The 17,209-nt window shown below is 65.8% G+C and carries 14 protein-coding genes; 11 read left to right on the forward strand and 3 right to left on the reverse strand.

Going from position 1 to position 17,209, the window contains the following annotated elements; all coding sequences use genetic code 11:
* Positions 1-10 precede the first annotated feature (10 nt).
* The 4 genes from AWB75_RS08465 to AWB75_RS08480 all read left to right on the forward strand — a co-directional run bounded on the left by AWB75_RS08465 (position 11) and on the right by AWB75_RS08480 (position 4,438).
* A complete protein-coding gene (locus AWB75_RS08465; protein ID WP_061123646.1) occupies positions 11-1,018 on the forward strand; it encodes an ABC transporter permease in 1,008 nt (335 codons plus the stop codon).
* Positions 1,015-1,872 (forward strand): ABC transporter permease, encoded by an 858-nt coding sequence (locus tag AWB75_RS08470; protein WP_061123647.1) that lies wholly within the window; start codon positions 1,015-1,017, stop codon positions 1,870-1,872. The genes AWB75_RS08465 and AWB75_RS08470 overlap by 4 nt, the downstream gene beginning before the upstream one ends.
* On the forward strand, positions 1,869-3,938 hold the full coding sequence (locus AWB75_RS08475) for an ABC transporter ATP-binding protein (RefSeq protein ID WP_061123648.1): 2,070 nt from the start codon (positions 1,869-1,871) through the stop codon (positions 3,936-3,938). Before AWB75_RS08470 ends, AWB75_RS08475 begins: the two co-directional genes overlap by 4 nt.
* Positions 3,939-4,018: 80 nt before the next feature.
* On the forward strand, positions 4,019-4,438 hold the full coding sequence (locus AWB75_RS08480) for a hypothetical protein (RefSeq protein WP_061123649.1): 420 nt from the start codon (positions 4,019-4,021) through the stop codon (positions 4,436-4,438).
* Between the two features lie 18 nt (positions 4,439-4,456).
* On the opposite strand, the gene AWB75_RS08485 is transcribed toward AWB75_RS08480, so the two are convergent.
* Positions 4,457-5,305, reverse strand: a complete 849-nt coding sequence (locus AWB75_RS08485; RefSeq protein WP_061123650.1) for an aldo/keto reductase — start codon at positions 5,303-5,305, stop codon at positions 4,457-4,459.
* Between the two features lie 728 nt (positions 5,306-6,033).
* Between AWB75_RS08485 and AWB75_RS08490 the strand changes: the two genes are divergently transcribed.
* Positions 6,034-7,032 (forward strand): LysR family transcriptional regulator, encoded by a 999-nt coding sequence (locus AWB75_RS08490; protein ID WP_061123651.1) that lies wholly within the window; start codon positions 6,034-6,036, stop codon positions 7,030-7,032.
* A gap of 114 nt (positions 7,033-7,146) precedes the next feature.
* On the opposite strand, the gene AWB75_RS08495 is transcribed toward AWB75_RS08490, so the two are convergent.
* Complete coding sequence (locus tag AWB75_RS08495; RefSeq protein ID WP_087086535.1) at positions 7,147-7,653, reverse strand: plasmid fertility inhibition factor family protein; 507 nt, start codon at positions 7,651-7,653, stop codon at positions 7,147-7,149.
* Positions 7,654-7,931: 278 nt separating this feature from the next.
* Between AWB75_RS08495 and AWB75_RS08500 the strand changes: the two genes are divergently transcribed.
* From AWB75_RS08500 to pdeM, 4 genes are all read left to right on the forward strand, one after another.
* The gene (locus tag AWB75_RS08500; protein ID WP_061123653.1) at positions 7,932-8,975 is read left to right on the forward strand and encodes a ligase-associated DNA damage response exonuclease; all 1,044 of its coding nucleotides are present in this window, start codon (positions 7,932-7,934) and stop codon (positions 8,973-8,975) included.
* Complete coding sequence (locus AWB75_RS08505; RefSeq protein ID WP_061123654.1) at positions 8,972-10,627, forward strand: ATP-dependent DNA ligase; 1,656 nt, start codon at positions 8,972-8,974, stop codon at positions 10,625-10,627. Before AWB75_RS08500 ends, AWB75_RS08505 begins: the two co-directional genes overlap by 4 nt.
* Complete coding sequence (locus AWB75_RS08510; RefSeq protein WP_061123655.1) at positions 10,624-13,227, forward strand: ligase-associated DNA damage response DEXH box helicase; 2,604 nt, start codon at positions 10,624-10,626, stop codon at positions 13,225-13,227. The genes AWB75_RS08505 and AWB75_RS08510 overlap by 4 nt, the downstream gene beginning before the upstream one ends.
* A gap of 263 nt (positions 13,228-13,490) precedes the next feature.
* Positions 13,491-14,186 carry a ligase-associated DNA damage response endonuclease PdeM gene (pdeM, locus tag AWB75_RS08515; RefSeq protein WP_061123656.1) on the forward strand — a complete coding sequence of 232 codons (696 nt, stop codon included), beginning with the start codon at positions 13,491-13,493 and terminating at the stop codon, positions 14,184-14,186.
* Here pdeM and AWB75_RS08520 read toward each other — a convergent pair.
* The gene (locus tag AWB75_RS08520) at positions 14,149-14,592 is read right to left on the reverse strand and encodes a hypothetical protein (protein WP_407642138.1); all 444 of its coding nucleotides are present in this window, start codon (positions 14,590-14,592) and stop codon (positions 14,149-14,151) included. The genes pdeM and AWB75_RS08520 overlap by 38 nt on opposite strands.
* 273 nt (positions 14,593-14,865) lie before the next feature.
* Between AWB75_RS08520 and AWB75_RS08525 the strand changes: the two genes are divergently transcribed.
* Positions 14,866-16,038 (forward strand): MFS transporter, encoded by a 1,173-nt coding sequence (locus AWB75_RS08525; RefSeq protein ID WP_061123657.1) that lies wholly within the window; start codon positions 14,866-14,868, stop codon positions 16,036-16,038.
* 22 nt (positions 16,039-16,060) lie between these two features.
* Entirely contained in the window at positions 16,061-17,206 is a 1,146-nt protein-coding gene (locus AWB75_RS08530; RefSeq protein WP_061123658.1) for an MFS transporter, read from the forward strand.
* Positions 17,207-17,209: the final 3 nt, after the last annotated feature.

The raw sequence follows: 17,209 nt of genomic DNA on the forward strand, positions 1-17,209 counted from the left end.
GCGCATAACCATGAGCACGGCCACGCCGACGGCGCACGTCGCCGATTTCGCCAAAATGAAACGCGTCGCGCGCTTCATCGGCGTGCGGCTGCTGCTCGCGCTCGTCACGCTGTGGCTTCTGTCGATGATCGTCTTCGCAGGCGGCCAGCTTTTGCCCGGCGATGTCGGCCGCGCGATTCTCGGGCCGCTCGCCGATGCGCGCGCGGTCGCGGCGCTGAACCATCAACTCGGTGTCGACCGGCCGCTTCTCACGCAATACACGGGCTGGATCAGCCACTTCCTGCGCGGCGACATGGGCGAGTCGTACGCGTTTCGCGCACCGGTCGCGCCGTTCATCGGCGATGCGCTGTGGAATTCGGCGAAGCTCGGCGCGCTCGCGTTCGTCGTCGTGGTGCCGCTCGGCATCGCGGGCGGCGTGTTTGCGGCGCTGCACTCGGGACGCTGGATCGACCGCGTGATCAGCATCGGCGGATTGACGGCAACGGTGGTTCCCGAGTTCGTGTCGTCGATCGTGCTGATTCTGATCTTCGGCGTGTGGCTGCAATGGCTGCCGATCGAAGCGACCGCGCCCGCCGGCTCGGGCTTCCTGACGCAGCTCGAACATCTGATCCTGCCGGTTCTGCCGCTCGTGTTCGTGTTCTTTGGCTATATCGCCCGGATGGCGCGCGCGGGCACCGTCGAAGCGCTCGACGCCGACTATACGCGCACCGCGATTCTCAAGGGCCTGCCGCAACGTGTCGTGATTCTGCGGCACGTCTTGCGCAACGCGCTCCTGCCGACCGTGACCGTTGCCGCGACGCAGCTCGGCTACATGATCGGCGGTCTCGTCGTCGTGGAGACGCTGTTCCACTATCAGGGCATCGGCTCGCTGATCTACAACGCCGCGAAGGCGAAGGACTTTCCGATGCTCGAAGCGGGCGTGCTGACGATCGGCGTCATCTATACGGCCGCGAATCTGATCGCCGATGCGCTCTACGTCGTGCTCAATCCGCGCCTGCGCTCGGGTGACGCGCAATGAGCACCGCGACCGCTCCTGCGTCGAAACCGCGCCGCTTCGAAGCGCTCGGCGCGCTGATGCGCTCGGCCACCTTCGACATCGGCGTGCTGATGCTGCTGTTCTGGGTCGTCTGCGCGCTTTTCGGACACTGGCTCGCGCCGCACGATCCCTATGCGTCCGATCCGCTCAACTCGCTCACGCCGCCGTCCGCCGATCACTGGTTCGGTACCGATCAACTCGGCCGCGACGTGTTCGCGCGCGTGATCGTAGGCTCGCGCGACATTCTCACCATCGCGCCGCTGGCCACCTTGCTCGGCACGGCGGCGGGCACGGCGATCGGGCTCGTCGTCGGCTATTTCGACGGCTGGGTCGATGCCGTCATCGGCCGCGCGATCGATGCGCTGCTGGCGCTGCCGCTCGTGATCGTCGCGCTGCTCGCGCTGGCCGCCGTCGGCGCGAGCAACACGACGGTGATCATCGTCATCGGCCTGACGTTCGCGCCGATCACCGCGCGCACCGTGCGCGCCGCCGTGCTGAGCGAACGTCACCTCGACTACGTGCTGGCGGCGCAACTGCGCGGCGAGAACGCGCTCTACATCATGTTCGCGGAGATCCTGCCGAACGTGCTGCCGCCGATCATCGTCGAGGCGACGGTGCGGCTCGGCTATGCGATCTTCGCCGTGGCGACGCTGTCGTTCCTCGGCTTCGGCATCCAGCCGCCATCAGCCGACTGGGGCCTCGCGCTCTCCGAAAGCTATACGTTGATGGCGGGCGGCGCGTGGTGGACCGTCGTGTTCGACGCCGCCGCAATCGCGTCGCTGGTCGTCGGCGTGAATCTCGTCGCCGATGCCGTGCAAGGAGTGCTCGACCGATGAACGGACCGCCGCCATCGGCATTCCCCACTTTTGGCGCCGCGAAAGGCGATCAGGCCGACGCGCTGACGGTCGTCGGGCTCACGGTCGCATACCGGGCGCGCGGACGTGAGCGTGAAGTGCTGCAGGACGTCACCTTGCGCGTGAGGCGCGGCGAGACGTACGGGCTCGTCGGCGAATCGGGCTGCGGCAAGTCGACCGCCGCGCTGGCGGTGCTGCGCTACCTGCCGCGCAATGGCCGCGTGAAGGCTGGCCGCATTTCGATCGCCGGGCGCGACGTCGCCACGCTCGGCGCCGACGCACTGCGCGGCATGCGCGCCAACGCCGTGTCGATGGTCTATCAGGACCCGGGGCGCGCGCTGAATCCGTCGCTGACGATCGCGCGGCAGGTCTCCGAAGCGTTCGAGGTCACGGGCGCCTCCGCCGACGAAGCGCTCACCCGCACCGCCGAGATGCTGAGGCGCGTGCGCATCGCGTCGCCGGAACGCGTGATGGAAAGCTATCCGCATCAACTCTCGGGCGGGATGCAGCAGCGCGTCGTCATCGCGATGGCGCTCGCGTGCAATCCCGAACTGCTGATTCTCGACGAACCGACGACCGGCCTCGACGCCACCGTCGAAGCCGAAGTGCTCGATCTGATCGCGCAGTTGCGTGACGAGATCGGCACGGCGGTGCTGTTCATCAGTCACAACCTCGCGGTGATCGGGCGCATGTGTGACCGCGTCGGCGTGCTGTATGCGGGCAAGCTCGTGGAAGAAGGCGCCGCCGCCGATGTCTTCGCGAAGCCGCGTCATCCGTACACGGTCGGCCTCTTGCGCTGCCTGCCGCGCGAAGGACGCTCGAAGGAAACCGGTCGTCTCGACACGATTCCGGGCTCGCTGCCGCTGCCGGGATCGATCGCGCAGGGCTGCATCTTCGCGCCGCGCTGCAAGCTCGCCGACGAGCGCTGCCTGAAGGACGCGCCGCCGCCCTATCGCGTCGCGTCGGCGCATGGCGATCAGATGGCGCGCTGCCACTATCACGAACGCGCGGAAACGCTGCCGCGCTCGGCCGATGAAGCGCCCGTGCCGATCGCGAACGGCGAGAATCAGCCGCTTGCCTTGTCGGCGCGCAATCTGTCGAAGACCTTCCGTGTCGGTGATGAAGACGTGCGCGCCGTCCACGATGTCTCGCTCGATCTCGTGCAAGGCGAAACGCTCGGGCTCGTCGGCGAATCGGGCAGCGGCAAGACCACGCTCGCGAAGCTGCTGCTCGGCCTCGTATCGCCGGACAAGGGCGCGTCGCTCGAACTCGACGGCGCGGCGCTGCCCGAACGCGTGACCCAGCGCAGCGGCGAGCAGGTCAAGTCGCTGCAGATCGTGTTTCAGAATCCGGATTCCGCGCTGAACCGCGCGCATTCGGTGCGGCAACTGATCGCGCGTTCGCTGTCGAAGCTGGGCGCGCTGCGCGGCGAGGCGAAGGAAGCACGCCTGCATACGTTGACTCAGGCCGTGCGCCTGCCGGAGCGCTATCTGAGCGCGCGCACGCGGCAACTGTCCGGCGGGCTCAAGCAGCGCGTCGCGATCGCGCGTGCGTTCGCGGGCGATCCGCGCGTCGTCGTCTGCGACGAGCCCACGTCCGCGCTCGACGTCTCCGTGCAGGCCGCGATCCTCAATCTGCTCGCCGATCTGCAGCGCGAACGGCGCGTGAGCTACGTGTTCATCTCGCACGATCTGCATGTGGTGCGCTATCTGTCGGATCGCATCGCGGTGCTGTATCTCGGGCGCATCATGGAGATCGGACGCGCCGCCGCCGTCTTCGATGGCCCGCAACATCCGTACACCGAAGCGTTGCTGTCGTCGGCGCCGTCGATCGACGGGACGCTCGCGAAGCGCATCCGGCTGTCGGGCGAATTGCCGAGCGCGGCCAATCCGCCTTCGGGCTGCGTCTTTCATACGCGCTGCCCGCGCAAGATCGGCGCTATTTGCGAGACCGAAGCGCCGCCCTGCCGCAATGCCGGCGACGGCCACACCATTCACTGCCACATTCCCGTCGACGAATTGCGCGCCTTGCAGCGTCAGGAAAGCTGAGCGCGGGTTATTCATCGGAACCAAAGCGGCCTTGCGCGTCTCTCATCGGTTCACCGTTCAAAACAACGAGGATTCAATCGATGAAACCCGCCCTTTCCGCCACGCTCTTTGCACTTACGTTCGGCGTCGCCATGGCCGCCCACGCGCAGAACGCGCCGCAACCTCCGGCGCCCGGCGCGTCCGATCCGACCTTCTCCGCCTACTCGCTCGCGCAGCAATGCGCCGCCAAGTCCGACGACACCGCGCAAGGGCAATGCGTGGGCGCGGTGCGCGGCATCGTGCGCGGCTATCAATACGGCGTGCTGTTCCTGTCGCAGCGCGCATCGCTGCCCGTTGGCGAGACCAAGCGCGTGTCGCTGTGCCTGACGGACACGAAGGTGTCGTCGATCGTCGACGACTTCCTCGCCGACGCGAAACAGGTCAACGAAGCGGATCTCCGGCGCACACCCGCGGAAGTCGCCGTGCTCGGGTCGGTGCACGCGCATCACGCGTGTACGTGAACCTGATCCGACGCGGCATCACAGCATCTCGAGCGAGCGCTTCGATTTCGGCGGCTTGAACTGCTGGTCGATGTCCGCGAGTTCGTCGGCGGACAGACACAGGTCGAGCGCCGCGCGATTCTCGCGCACGTGCGCGACGTCCGCCGCCTTCGGAATCGCTAAGACTTGCGGCTGCTGCAGCACCCACGCGAGCGCGACCTGAAACGCCGACACGCCGCGCGCCGCCGCAATTCTTTCGAGCGCGCCACCACGCGGCAGGCGCGCGTGATCGACGGGGCTATACGCCATCGCGGGCATGCGCCGCTCGCGCAGCCACGGCAGCAAATCGAATTCCGGCCCGCGCCGCGCGACGTTGTAGAGAATCTGATCGGTCGCGCAGGCGTCGCCGCCGTCGAGTGAGACGAGCTCTTCCATGTCGTCGGTATCGAAGTTCGACACGCCCCAGTGGCGAATCTTGCCGTCGCGCTGCAATCGCCCGAAACCCGCGACCACGCCTTGCAGATCCTCGCCGCCGCGCCAGTGCAGCAGATAAAGATCGATGCGATCGGTCTTCAGGCGTTTCAGGCTGCGCTCGCACGCAGCCTGCACGCCGCGCTCGCTGCCGTTGTGCGGATACACCTTGCTGACGATGAACAGTTCATCGCGCCGGTCACCGAGCGCTTCGGCGATGAGCTTTTCGCTTTCGCCGTCGCCGTACATTTCGGCGGTATCGATGAGCGTCATGCCGAGATCGACGCCTTCGCGCAACGCGGCGATCTCGCTCTTGCGCGCGTTCGGGCGCTCGCCCATTTCCCAGGTGCCCTGACCGAGTTTGGGAATCGCTTCACCCGATGGGAGCGCGACGGTCGTCGGAATGGATTGCGCCATGAAGAAGCCTCCTTGTGTATCGGTCGATTATGGCGCAAGGCCAGAGAATGAAGCGCGCGACGGGATGTCCTTGACAACGGAAGGGATATACATGCCGCGGCCCTCGGTAATCAGCGCACGTCGAGCATGCGGCAGGCGTTACGGGGCTCGAATGGGCGAATCCTCACAAGCGAATTTATTAGCGAGCCGCAACGTCCGGCAAACCATCCAAGCCTTCATCCTTGTGCATTGCACGAGTAGAATTCACTTCTTTATCGAGTCAGTCGTCGATTGAATCAGGCGCGTTAATTTAGAAAATCGAAAAGACCGCCGCATTCATTAAAAAATCTTCTCTTCGCGCGACGCATCTGATATATGAAAACATTTTGAGCGCCATCTTGATATAACGAACGAAGTTCGGAGTCAACAACCACACGAATCACCATGAATTAAGCGATGCGAACATGTGACAAAAAAAGGAAGAGATGAAGGACGTATTTTCTTAACGCATGCCTTTCGGACATGTAAATTTCGAATAGCGCCTGCGAGAGCGCATCGGGCTACTTCGATTGAAATTCTTTTCCGATAATGCCGGGCCCATAAAGAACCTTCACGAACGTGCAAGTAGATATTGCAATATTGGTCAGCTCTCAATATTATCGACTTCACAGCATGTTCCAAAGCCGGACACAAGCGTGTCGAAGAACATCTCGTCCGGATCCTGTGGCACCACTGAGAGGGCAATAAAGATGAATCAGATCCACGCAATGCGCGTCTTCGTGCGAGTGGCGGATACGGAAAGCTTTCGCCGCGCCGCTCAGCAACTCGATGTCTCCAATGCGCTCGTCACTCGGGCAATTGCCATGCTCGAAGCGCATTTGAGAACGCGCCTCATCAATCGCACTACGCGCAATCTTTCACTTACGGAAGCCGGCACGCGTTATCTCGAAGGTTGTCGTGCGCTTCTGGAAGAACTCGACCATTTAGAGTCGACCGTCACGCATACCGAGGGCGAGCCTAGCGGCACTTTGCGCGTGGTCGCCTCGAGCGCGCTGTCGCTGCTCACGCTGACACCGCTCATTGACGGCTTCCGCAAGCTCTTTCCAAGGGTCAACGTGCGCCTCACGCTTGCCGAGCGACATGTCGATCTGGTCGAGGACGGCTACGACGTCGGCATCGTCACGGCGTTCATGGTGTCGAGCACGGCGCTCATCGAACGGCCGGTCGGCACCAGCACGCTCATCCCGATTGCCACGCCGGCTTTCATCGCCGAGCACGGCATGCCCGCCGCGCCCACCGATCTGCAGACCTTGCCGTCCGTCGGACTCCCGAACGACATCCGCAGTCAGACCTGCCACTTCAGACACAACCGCGGCTCCGCCGATCAGATCACGCTGGCGCCCGTCTACACCGTCAACAACGGTCTGATGGTGCGCCTGGCGACCCTGAAAGGCATGGGTTTTTCGATTCTGCCCGAAGGCATCGTGCATGCGGATCTGAAGGACGGCACGCTCGTGCGCCTGCTGGATGACTACTCGATCGACGACCCGGACATGAAGGTGTCGATCGTCTATCCGGGGCGGCAGTATTTGCCAGCCAAGACGCGCTATTTCATTGATTACGCGCTCGATTATTTGAGCAAGGAGTTCGGAATGGGCAACAGCCGTCCCGACGAAATGATGCGGCAACCCATGCCGCCGATGATGCCGCTGCAGACCACGATGCACGCGTCGGCGACCGCGAACTGAAAGAAGTGAAGTCATACGCCGGCTGAGCGCAGCCGGCTCTGGGGCCAGCGCGGCGAGTCGACCGTCTGGCCCATCCATCCCGGCGCGAATCCGCTCTCTCAAGCCACGCCAGACTCAAATTTCCCCGTACTCCGAGTTCGACGCATCCGGCGCCGCGCACATCTCGCGCAAAAGCGCCGCCTCGCGCTCGTGCACTTCGACCGGCATGCACAGCGCGCCTGCGTAAGCCAGATAGCGCGCGCGATGCTGCCCGTTGCGAAACGCGACGACGCCTTCACGATGCACGCCCAAAAGTCCGAGCAAACCCGGCGAGCGGCGCACGCTGATCGTCACGTAAGGCATTTCCGGCACGCGGGGATTATCCGGGTCGAGAAATTCGCGGATGCCGCGCGCTTTGCCCGCGTGCCAGTCGTCGACGGCTTTTAGCACGTAGTCGGTGTCGTCGCGGTCGGCGCACGCGAGCAGCTTTCTCACGTCGACGAGCACGACCTGATGGCGCGAGCCAACGCCGGAGAAAACGCGTTTCAGGCGCACGAAGTCATACAGCGGATGGCTCTGGAGCCTGACGATCCAGACCGCTTCTGCGGCGGTCGGCGCAACCATCGTGTCCATGTTCGTCATGAGAAGAAGACTGCGGCGCGCGCGCCCCGTGCGCGCGTGTTTCGCATACCAACGACTATCGGCAAACGCCTTGCGATCTTGAATAACCGCCGCGATATGAGGCCGGCGAGGACGCCGACGAGGACGCCGACGTCAGTTAAACTTTTACACCCTAGCTGCGATTCATGAAAGCGCCATGACGGGCACGTCGCGTGCTTTTGTTGCCAGAATCGAACACACGACAAGGCCTGACGATATGCCCGTCACGCCGCTGTCACGCTCGCCTCGTTCCAGGATCCGTGGACACCTCTTCCGATCTCATCGTCGCGCGGCCAGAAGGACTCTTCTGCGTGCCGGGCAACTTCCATATCGACCCGTGGCGGCCTGTCGAACGCGCCGTCATCACGCACGCGCACGCGGATCACGCGCGCTTCGGCCATGCGCGTTATCTCGCGGCCGAGCCGGGCGTCGGCGTGTTGCTGTCGCGGCTGCCGGGCATCGACGTGCAAGGGCTCGCCTACGGCGAAGCGATCGTCGTGAACGGCGTGCGCGTGTCGCTGCATCCCGCGGGACACGTGCTCGGCTCGGCGCAGGTGCGCGTCGAATACCAGGGGCGCGTGTGGGTCGCGTCCGGCGATTACAAGGTCGAACCCGATCCGACCTGCGCGCCCTTCGAGCCCGTGCGCTGCGATACGTTCATCACGGAATCGACGTTCGGCTTGCCGATCTACCGATGGGACAGCTCGCGCGAAGTCTTCGACGGCATCGACGCATGGTGGCGTCACAACGCAGCGCAAGGACGCGCGTCGGTGCTGTTCTCGTATTCGTTCGGCAAGGCGCAGCGCATTCTCGCGGGCGTCGATGCCGCCATCGGCCCGATCTTCTGCCACGGCGCGGTCGAGCCGCTCAATCGCGCGTATCGCGAAGCGGGCGTCGCGCTGCCGCCGACGCGCCTCGTCAGCGAGATCGCCGCGAAAGACAAGGCGGCGTTCAAAGGCGCGCTGATCGTGGCGCCGCCGTCCGCGCAAGGCAGCACGTGGATGCGCCGCTTCGGCGAATACAGCGACGCCTTCGCGTCCGGCTGGATGCGCCTGCGCGGCACGCGACGTCGCAAGGGCGTCGATCGCGGCTTCGTGCTCTCGGATCACGCGGACTGGCCGGGCCTGCAGCTCGCCATCGGCGCGACGGGCGCCGAGCGCGTGATCGTCACGCATGGGCAGATCGAGCCGATGGTGCGCTGGCTCTGCGAGCAAGGGCTCGACGCGGGCGCCTTCAAGACCGAATACGGCGACGATGCCGTAGAAGCGGACAGCATCGTCGACACCGCCGGGAGCGCGGCATGAAACGCTTCGCGACGCTCTACACCGCGCTCGACGCGACGACATCGACCAACGAGAAGCTCGAGGCGCTCATCGCGTATTTCTCGGGCGCGGAACCGGAAGACGCCGCGTGGGCGTCGTACTTTCTCGCGGGCGGCAAGCCGCGCCAGTCGGTGCCGACGCGCATGCTCGTCGAGTTCGCGCGCGAACGCGCGGGCTTGCCGGAGTGGCTCTTCGAAGAGTCGTATCAGGCGGTCGGCGATCTCGCCGAAACCATCGCGCACGTGTTGCCGCCGGCGTCGGGCGAATCGTCGCTCGGGCTCGCGCAGTGGATCGAGGAGCGCGTCCTGACGCTGCGCGGCGTGGCTCCCGTCGAACTGCGCGAGCGGCTCTTGTCGTATTGGGACGAGCTGAACTGGAGCGAGCGCTTCCTGCTGACGAAGCTGATCGGCGGCGGCTTTCGCGTGGGCGTCGCGCGGCAGCTCGTCGTGCGCGCGCTCGCGCAAGTCGCGGGTGTCGATCACAAGCGCATCGCGCAACGCATGGTCGGCTGGACCGATTCACGGCAGGCGCCGAGCGCCGCGCGCTATCTGCGGCTCATCGCGCCCGCCGCCGAAGGCGACGATGTCGACACGCCGCACGAAAGCGATATCGGCCTGCCCTATCCGTTCTTTCTCGCGCATCCGTTGCAGGCCGATCCTGCGACGCTCGGCGCGCCATCGGACTGGATCGCCGAATGGAAGTGGGACGGCATCCGCGCGCAACTCGTGAAGCGCGCGGGCCGCGTGTGGATCTGGTCGCGCGGCGAGGATCTCGTCACCGAGCGCTTTCCGGAACTCGCGGCCCTCGGCGAGGCGCTGCCCGACGGCACGGTCATCGACGGCGAGATTCTCGCGTGGGAGCCGGACGCCGCCGCGCCGTTACCGTTCGCGCGCCTGCAGCCGCGCATCACGCGCAAGTCGCTCACGAAGAAAGTGCTCGCCGATTCGCCCGCCGCGCTGCTCGCCTACGATCTGCTCGAAGCCGATGGCCGTGACCTGCGCACCGAGCCGTTGCATCTGCGGCGCACTCGACTGGACGCGCTCGCGTCGTCGCTCGCGGTGGACGTGCTGCGCGTGTCGCCGATGGTCGTCGCGCCGGACTGGAGCGCACTCGCCGCGTTGCGCGAAGAAAGCCGCGCCCGCGGCGTCGAAGGGCTGATGCTCAAGGAGCGCGAGTCGATGTACGGCGTCGGGCGCACGAAGGCATCGGGCACGTGGTGGAAGTGGAAGATCGATCCGTATGCGATCGACGCCGTGCTGCTCTACGCGCAGCGCGGCCACGGACGCCGCGCGAGCCTCTACACGGATTTCACCTTCGCCGTATGGGACGAAGCGGACGGCATGCGCACCCTCGTGCCCTTCGCGAAGGCGTACTCAGGCCTCACCGACGAGGAAATGCGCCAGGTCGACGCGATCGTGCGCAAGACGACCATCGAGAAGTTCGGGCCGGTGAGGAGCGTTACGCCGACGCTCGTCTTCGAGATCGGCTTCGAAGGCATACAGGCGAGTCCGCGTCACAAATCGGGCATCGCGGTGCGCTTTCCGCGCATGCTGCGCTGGCGCACGGACAAAAAGATCGAAGACGCGGATACGCTCGACATGCTAAAAGGCTTCCTGAACGAGGTCACGGCATGAACGACGCGCCCGAGTCCGCGGACAAGGAACGACGCCGCGCGCCGCGCCCTCGCCGCGTGCCGCGCACGCGCGCCGCTCAGGCGAAACTCGATGCCGCCGCAGAGTCGTTCACGCCCGCGCCTTTCGCTTACGACGCGACCGAAGCCGCGAAGCCGATCGAAGAACGCATCGCGCGCTGGTTCGATGAACGCGGCTGGCAGCCGTTCGAATTCCAGCGCGAAGCGTGGCGCGAGATTGGGCGCGGCGCGAGCGGCCTGCTGCACGCGACGACCGGCGCCGGCAAGACGTGGGCCGTATGGCTCGGCGCGCTCACCGCCTATGCCGGCAAGCCGCCGAAACCGAACGCGCTGCCCGCGCCGCTGACGGTCCTCTGGATCACGCCGATGCGCGCGCTCGCCGCCGACACCGCCCGCGCGTTGCAGGCCGCGGTCACTGCACTCGACGTGCCGTGGTCGGTCGGCCTGCGCACCGGCGACACGACTTCGACCGAACGCGCGCGTCAGAGCCGCCGCATGCCGTCCGCGCTCGTGACGACGCCCGAGAGCCTCACGCTGATGCTGACGCGCGCCAACGCGCAGGAAGAACTGAAGCATCTGCGCATGATCGTCGTCGATGAGTGGCATGAATTGCTCGGCAACAAGCGCGGCACGCAGACGCAACTCGCTATCGCCCGGCTTGCGCGCTGGCGGCCGGAGCTGCAAATCTGGGGGCTTTCGGCGACGCTCGGCAATCTCGCGCTCGCGCACGACGCGCTGCTGCATCCCGTGAAAACGCCGCGCGTCGTCGTGCGCGGCGCGCAGCCGAAGACGCTCGTCGTCGATACGCTGATTCCCGAGACCATCGAGCGCTTTCCGTGGGGCGGGCATCTCGGCGTGCGGCAGGTCGGTCCCGTCGCCGATGAAATCGAACATGCGCAAAGCTCGCTCGTCTTCACCAATACGCGCTCGCAATCGGAAATCTGGTATCGCGCGCTATTGGAGTTGCGCCCGGAATGGGCCGGACTGCTCGCGCTGCATCACGGCTCGCTCGACAAGGAAGTGCGCGATTGGGTCGAGCTTGGCCTGAAGAACGGCCAACTGAAGGCGGTCGTGTGCACGTCGAGTCTCGATCTCGGCGTCGATTTTCTGCCGGTTGATCGCGTGTTTCAGATCGGCTCGCCGAAGGGCGTCGCGCGCCTCATGCAGCGTGCCGGACGCTCGGGGCACGCGCCGGGCCGCGTATCGCGCGTGACGATCGTGCCGACGCACGCGCTAGAGCTCGTCGAAGCGGCGGCGGCGCGCTGGGCGATCGAGGAACGGCGCATCGAAGGGCGCGACATGCCGCTGAAGCCGCTCGACGTGCTCGTGCAGCATCTCGTGACGGTGGCGATCGGCGGCGGTTTCACGCCCGCCGATATGCTCGATGAGGTGCGAAGCGCCTACGCGTATCGCGATCTGACGCAGCAGGCGTTCGACTGGGCGCTCGCGTTCGTCGAGCGCGGCGGCGCGTCGCTCGCGGCGTATCCCGATTTTCATCGCGTCGTGAAGGACGATGACGGCGTGTACCGCGTGCCGCGCGAGGATCTCGTGCGCAGGCATCGCAACAACGTCGGGACGATCGTCGCGAACGCGACCATCAACGTCGCTTACATGACGGGCGGAAGAATCGGCGCGATGGAGGAATCGTTCATCTCGCGTCTGAAGCCCGGCGATGTCTTCACGTTCGGCGGACGCGCGCTGGAACTGATCCGTGTGCGCGACATGACCGCCTATGTGAAGCGCGCGACCTCATCGCGCGGTGCGATGCCGCAATGGGCCGGCAGCAAGATGCCGCTGTCGTCCGAACTCGCGGACGCCGCGCTCGTGATGTTGGCGCGCGCGAACGACGGCATCTACGACGAGCCCGAGATGCGCGCGATCAGGCCGTTGCTCGACTTGCAGGCGAAATGGTCCGCGCTGCCGGGGCCGGGCGTGCTCGTCGTGGAACTGGTGCGCTCGCGCGAGGGGCATCATTTGTTCTGCTATCCGTTCGCGGGACGCATGGCGCATATCGGGCTGGGTTCGCTGATCGGCTGGCGCGCCGCACGCGATCAACCGGGCACGTTCTCCATATCGATGAACGATTACGGCTTCGAATTGCTGTCGGCGCGGCCGTTCGATTGGGAGACGCTGATCGCGGAAGGGCTATTCTCGCCGGACGATCTGGAGCACGACATTCTCGCGAGCCTCAACGCATCGGAGCTGTCGGCGCGGCGCTTTCGGGAGATCGCGCGCGTGTCGGGGCTGATTTATCAGGGGCATCCGGGGCAGCAGAAAAGCGCGCGGCAGTTGCAGGCGTCGAGCGGTTTGTTCTTCGAAGTTTTCCGCAAGCACGACAGCGGCAATCTGCTGCTCGCGCAGGCGGATCAGGAAGTGATGCTGCAGGAACTGGAACTGGGCCGCATCCGCGCGGCGCTCGAAAGAATGAACGAGAGCCGCCTGGCGCTGACGCGTCCGAAGAAGCCGACGCCTTTTGCGTTTCCGCTGATCGTCGCGCGCTTGCGGGAGAAAGTGAGCACGGAAAAGCTGTCGGATCGCGTCGAGAGGATGCTGGCGGATCTGGAGAAGGCGGCGAGGAACTAGGCAGACCGACAAAACAGACCCGTCGGCCGCGAAGCGGGGCCGGAGCTTGCGGGCGCTGTACCAGCGCGATTAAACGCGCGGCTTGGCGGACCGTGCGCGATCGAAGCCCGGTGGGACCTTCGAGAGCACTCGCTACTTTGGGTTCCATTCAACCAATCGCCTCTGCCGCGGCCGGTGTGAAGTGCTTTAGGCTGGGGAGAGCTGCTTTCCCCTCCGCCGGGGAGGCGGCTACTGAACGAAAAAGCGAGACAGCAGCAGCAAAAATGAGCCCACCACCAGAATCCCTGACGATCGACCTAGCCGGCCACAAGCTGCTGCTCTCAGCAAACCGAGCAGCCTTCGATCCACAATCGAAAAGCCTCTTCATCGCCGATGCGCATTTCGGCAAGGACGCGGTATTCCGCGCCCGCGGCATCCCTGTGCCCGTCGGCACGACGCCCGAAAGCCTCGCGCGGCTCGATGCGCTCGTCGCCGCGCATCGGCCGGAGCAAATCGTCTTCCTCGGCGACCTGCTCCACGCACGCGAATCCCACGCCGACGAAACCCTCGACGCCCTCGCCGCATGGCGCGCGAAGCATCGCGAATTGCGGCTCGTGCTCGTCGAAGGCAATCACGACAAGCACGCGGGTGCACTACCCGCCCTCTTCGGCGTCGATGTCGTGAAAGAGCCGCATAGGCTCGGCCCGTGGGCGCTTTGCCATCATCCGCAAACGGTCGACGGCGCTTACGCGCTCGCCGGGCACGAGCATCCGGTGTACCGGCTCGCGACGCGCGTCGACAGCGCGCGCCTGCCGTGCTTTCGCTTCGGCCGGCGCGCGGGTGTGCTTCCCGCGTTCGGCGCGTTCACGGGCGGCTTCGAAGTCAATCTCGATGCGCGCGGCGAAGCGGTCTACGTGATCGCCGGCGAACGCGTGTTCCCGCTCAGTGATAGATCGTCGTCGACGATTGCAGCTTCGTGAGCTTGCCGCGCTGATAGCCGTACCAGCCGAGATTCGACTGCATCACGACCTCGTCGCCCTGCCAGAAGACGCGCTTGACCGTCATGCGCTGGCCCACGCGCTGCACGAGCGGCGGATTGCGGCGGAAGTCGTAGAGCAGCGGGCCGGTGTCGGATTGCACCAGCATGCGCGTGACGGTGTCGGCCGTGGCCGAGGTTTCATCGAAATGCGCGACGCGCTTCGCGTCGAAGCGATCAAACACCTGCGTGTCGATGAGCGCCGCCATGCCGGATTCGTCACGCAGGAAATGCAGCGTGCCCGCTTTCGTGGCGATGGGACCGGCCTCGCTGCTTTGGGCGTGGATCTGCGGGGCCAGCGACATCGCGCCGGCGAAAACGGCCGTCAGGCAAAGTTGTTTCAGAGACATCGTTCTCATGGGTTTGCTGCGTTTTTCCAACACTCACCGGCATTCTTCATGCGCAAGGAATGAGCGTCGGCGCGTGTGTTACCGGAAACATCTGACGCATCCCGGACGCGCGCGGGCAACAGTCCTGCGCGGCCGCGTCATCCGCAAGAATATCCGTTCTGCGCGAGGCGGCGCGCGGCCGTCGCGAATCAGGGTTTATACCAGCATCAAAATTGACGTTTCGGTAGAATTCGAGCCTTCCTTGCGCTCGCGCGCCACTCTCCTTTTCCCGCCATGCCTCTGCCTCTTTTCGCTCTCGCCGTTGCCGCGTTCGGCATCGGCACGACCGAATTCGTCATCATGGGCCTGTTGCCCAACGTCGCGCGCGACCTCGCGGTGTCGATTCCGGCGGCGGGCATGCTCGTGTCCGGCTATGCGCTCGGCGTCACGGTCGGTGCGCCGATTCTCGCCGTCGTGACCGCGAAGATGCCGCGCAAAAAGGCGCTGATGAGCCTGATCGGCGTGTTCATCATCGGCAATCTGCTGTGCGCGCTCGCGCCGAACTACTGGGTGCTGATGGGCGCGCGCATCGTCACCGCGTTCTGTCACGGCGCGTTCTTCGGCATCGGCTCGGTGGTCGCGGCCGATCTCGTCGCGCCGAACCGCCGCGCGCAGGCCATCGCGCTGATGTTCACCGGCCTCACGCTCGCCAACGTGCTCGGCGTGCCGCTCGGCACGGCGCTCGGCCAGGCGGCCGGCTGGCGCTCGACGTTCTGGGTCGTCACGCTGATCGGCGTCGCGGCGGCGGGCGCGCTCGCCGTGTGCCTGCCGAAGCACATCGAGATGCGCGAAACCAGCATCCTGCGCGAATTCGACGTGCTCAAGAATCCGCAAGTGCTGATGGTGCTCGGCATCAGCGTGCTGGCATCGGCCAGCCTGTTCTCGGTGTTCACGTACATCACGCCCATTCTCGAAGACGTCACGGGCTTCACGCCGCACGCGGTCACCTATGTGCTGCTCCTGTTCGGTCTGGGTCTCACGGTCGGCAGCACGCTCGGCGGCAAGCTCGCGGACTGGAAGCTGCTGCGCTCGCTGCTGTCGTTTCTGCTGGCGATCGTCGCGATCCTGACGATCTTCGCGGGCACGATGCACGAGCCCATCGCCGCGATGATCACGATCTTCTTCTGGGGCGTGCTCGCGTTCGCGATCGTGCCGCCGCTGCAAATGTTGATCGTGAACCGCGCGAGCGATGCGCCGAATCTCGCGTCGACGTTGAATCAGGGCGCGTTCAACCTCGGCAACGCGACGGGTGCGTGGCTCGGCGGCTGCGTGATCAGCGCGGGCGCGCCGCTCACGTCGCTGCCGTGGGTCGGCATTCTGATGGCGGCAAGCGCGTTCGGCCTCACGCTGCTCTCGGCGACGCTCGACAAGCGCGCGCGCCGTCTGTCGGTCGGGCAAACTGCCTGATTTCGTCGATGCGGTGCGGTGAATGAAGGGCATTCTCTCGCGTGACTTTCTCGCGCTGATTCTGAGCGTGGCGGTCGTCGGGCTGGGTCTCGGCGCGACGCTGCCGCTCACCGCGCTGGCGCTGACGCAGGCGGGCCACGGCACCGACATCGTCGGCCTGATGACGGCGATGCAGGCAGGCGGCGGGCTCGCGATCGCGCCGTTCGCGAGCCGTGTGGCGCATCGGCTGGGCGCGCGCGAGACGATCGCCGGCACGGTGATCGTCGCGGCGCTGTCCACCATCGCGATGCAGTTCACCGCGAACCTGTGGCTGTGGGCCGTGCTGCGCTTCCTGTGCGGCGGGGCGCTGATGCTGCTCTTCACCATCGGCGAGGCGTGGGTCACGCAACTCGCCGACGATTCGACGCGCGGCCGTGTCGTCGCCATTTACGCGACCAACTTCACGCTGTTCCAGATGACGGGCCCGGTGCTCATCACCGTGATCGGCGGATTGCCGACGATGCGCTTCGCGATCTGCGGCGCGATCTTTCTGCTGGCGCTGCCCGCGCTCGCCTCGATACGCGGCACGCCGCATGCGCTGGCTGCGGAAGAAGGCGAACACGGCGACTGGCGCAGCGTGCTGCCGCGCATGCCGGCGCTCGTGATCGGCACGGGCTTCTTCGCGCTTTTCGACACGCTCGCCCTTTCGCTGATGCCGCTCTTCGCGATGTCGCACGGCATCGGCGAGGAAACCGGCGTGCTGTTCGCATCGGCGATCCTGCTCGGCGACACGACGATGCAGTTTCCGATCGGCTGGCTCGCCGACCGCATCGGGCGCGCGAAGGTGCATGCGGGCGCGGGCGTCGTCGTGGTGCTGCTGTTGCCGCTCTTGCCGTGGGCCGTCGCGCATCCTTGGATTTGCTGGCCGCTGCTCTTCGTGACCGGCGCGGCGGCGGGCAGCGTCTATACGCTGTCGCTCGTCGCGTGCGGCGAACGCTTTCGCGGTCCGACGCTCGTTTCCGCGACGGCGATCATCGGCGCGTCGTGGAGCGTCGCGAGCTTCGGCGGGTCGATCGTCGCGGGCACGCTGATGGAGCGCATCGGCGCCGATGCGCTGATCGGCGTGCTGACGGCGGCGGCGGGGGCGTTTCTCGTGGCGGCGTGGTGGGAATGGCGTGCCGCGTCGTGAAAC

Origin of the sequence: Caballeronia catudaia, assembly GCF_001544755.2 — a bacterium.
GTDB classification, from domain to species: domain Bacteria; phylum Pseudomonadota; class Gammaproteobacteria; order Burkholderiales; family Burkholderiaceae; genus Caballeronia; species Caballeronia catudaia.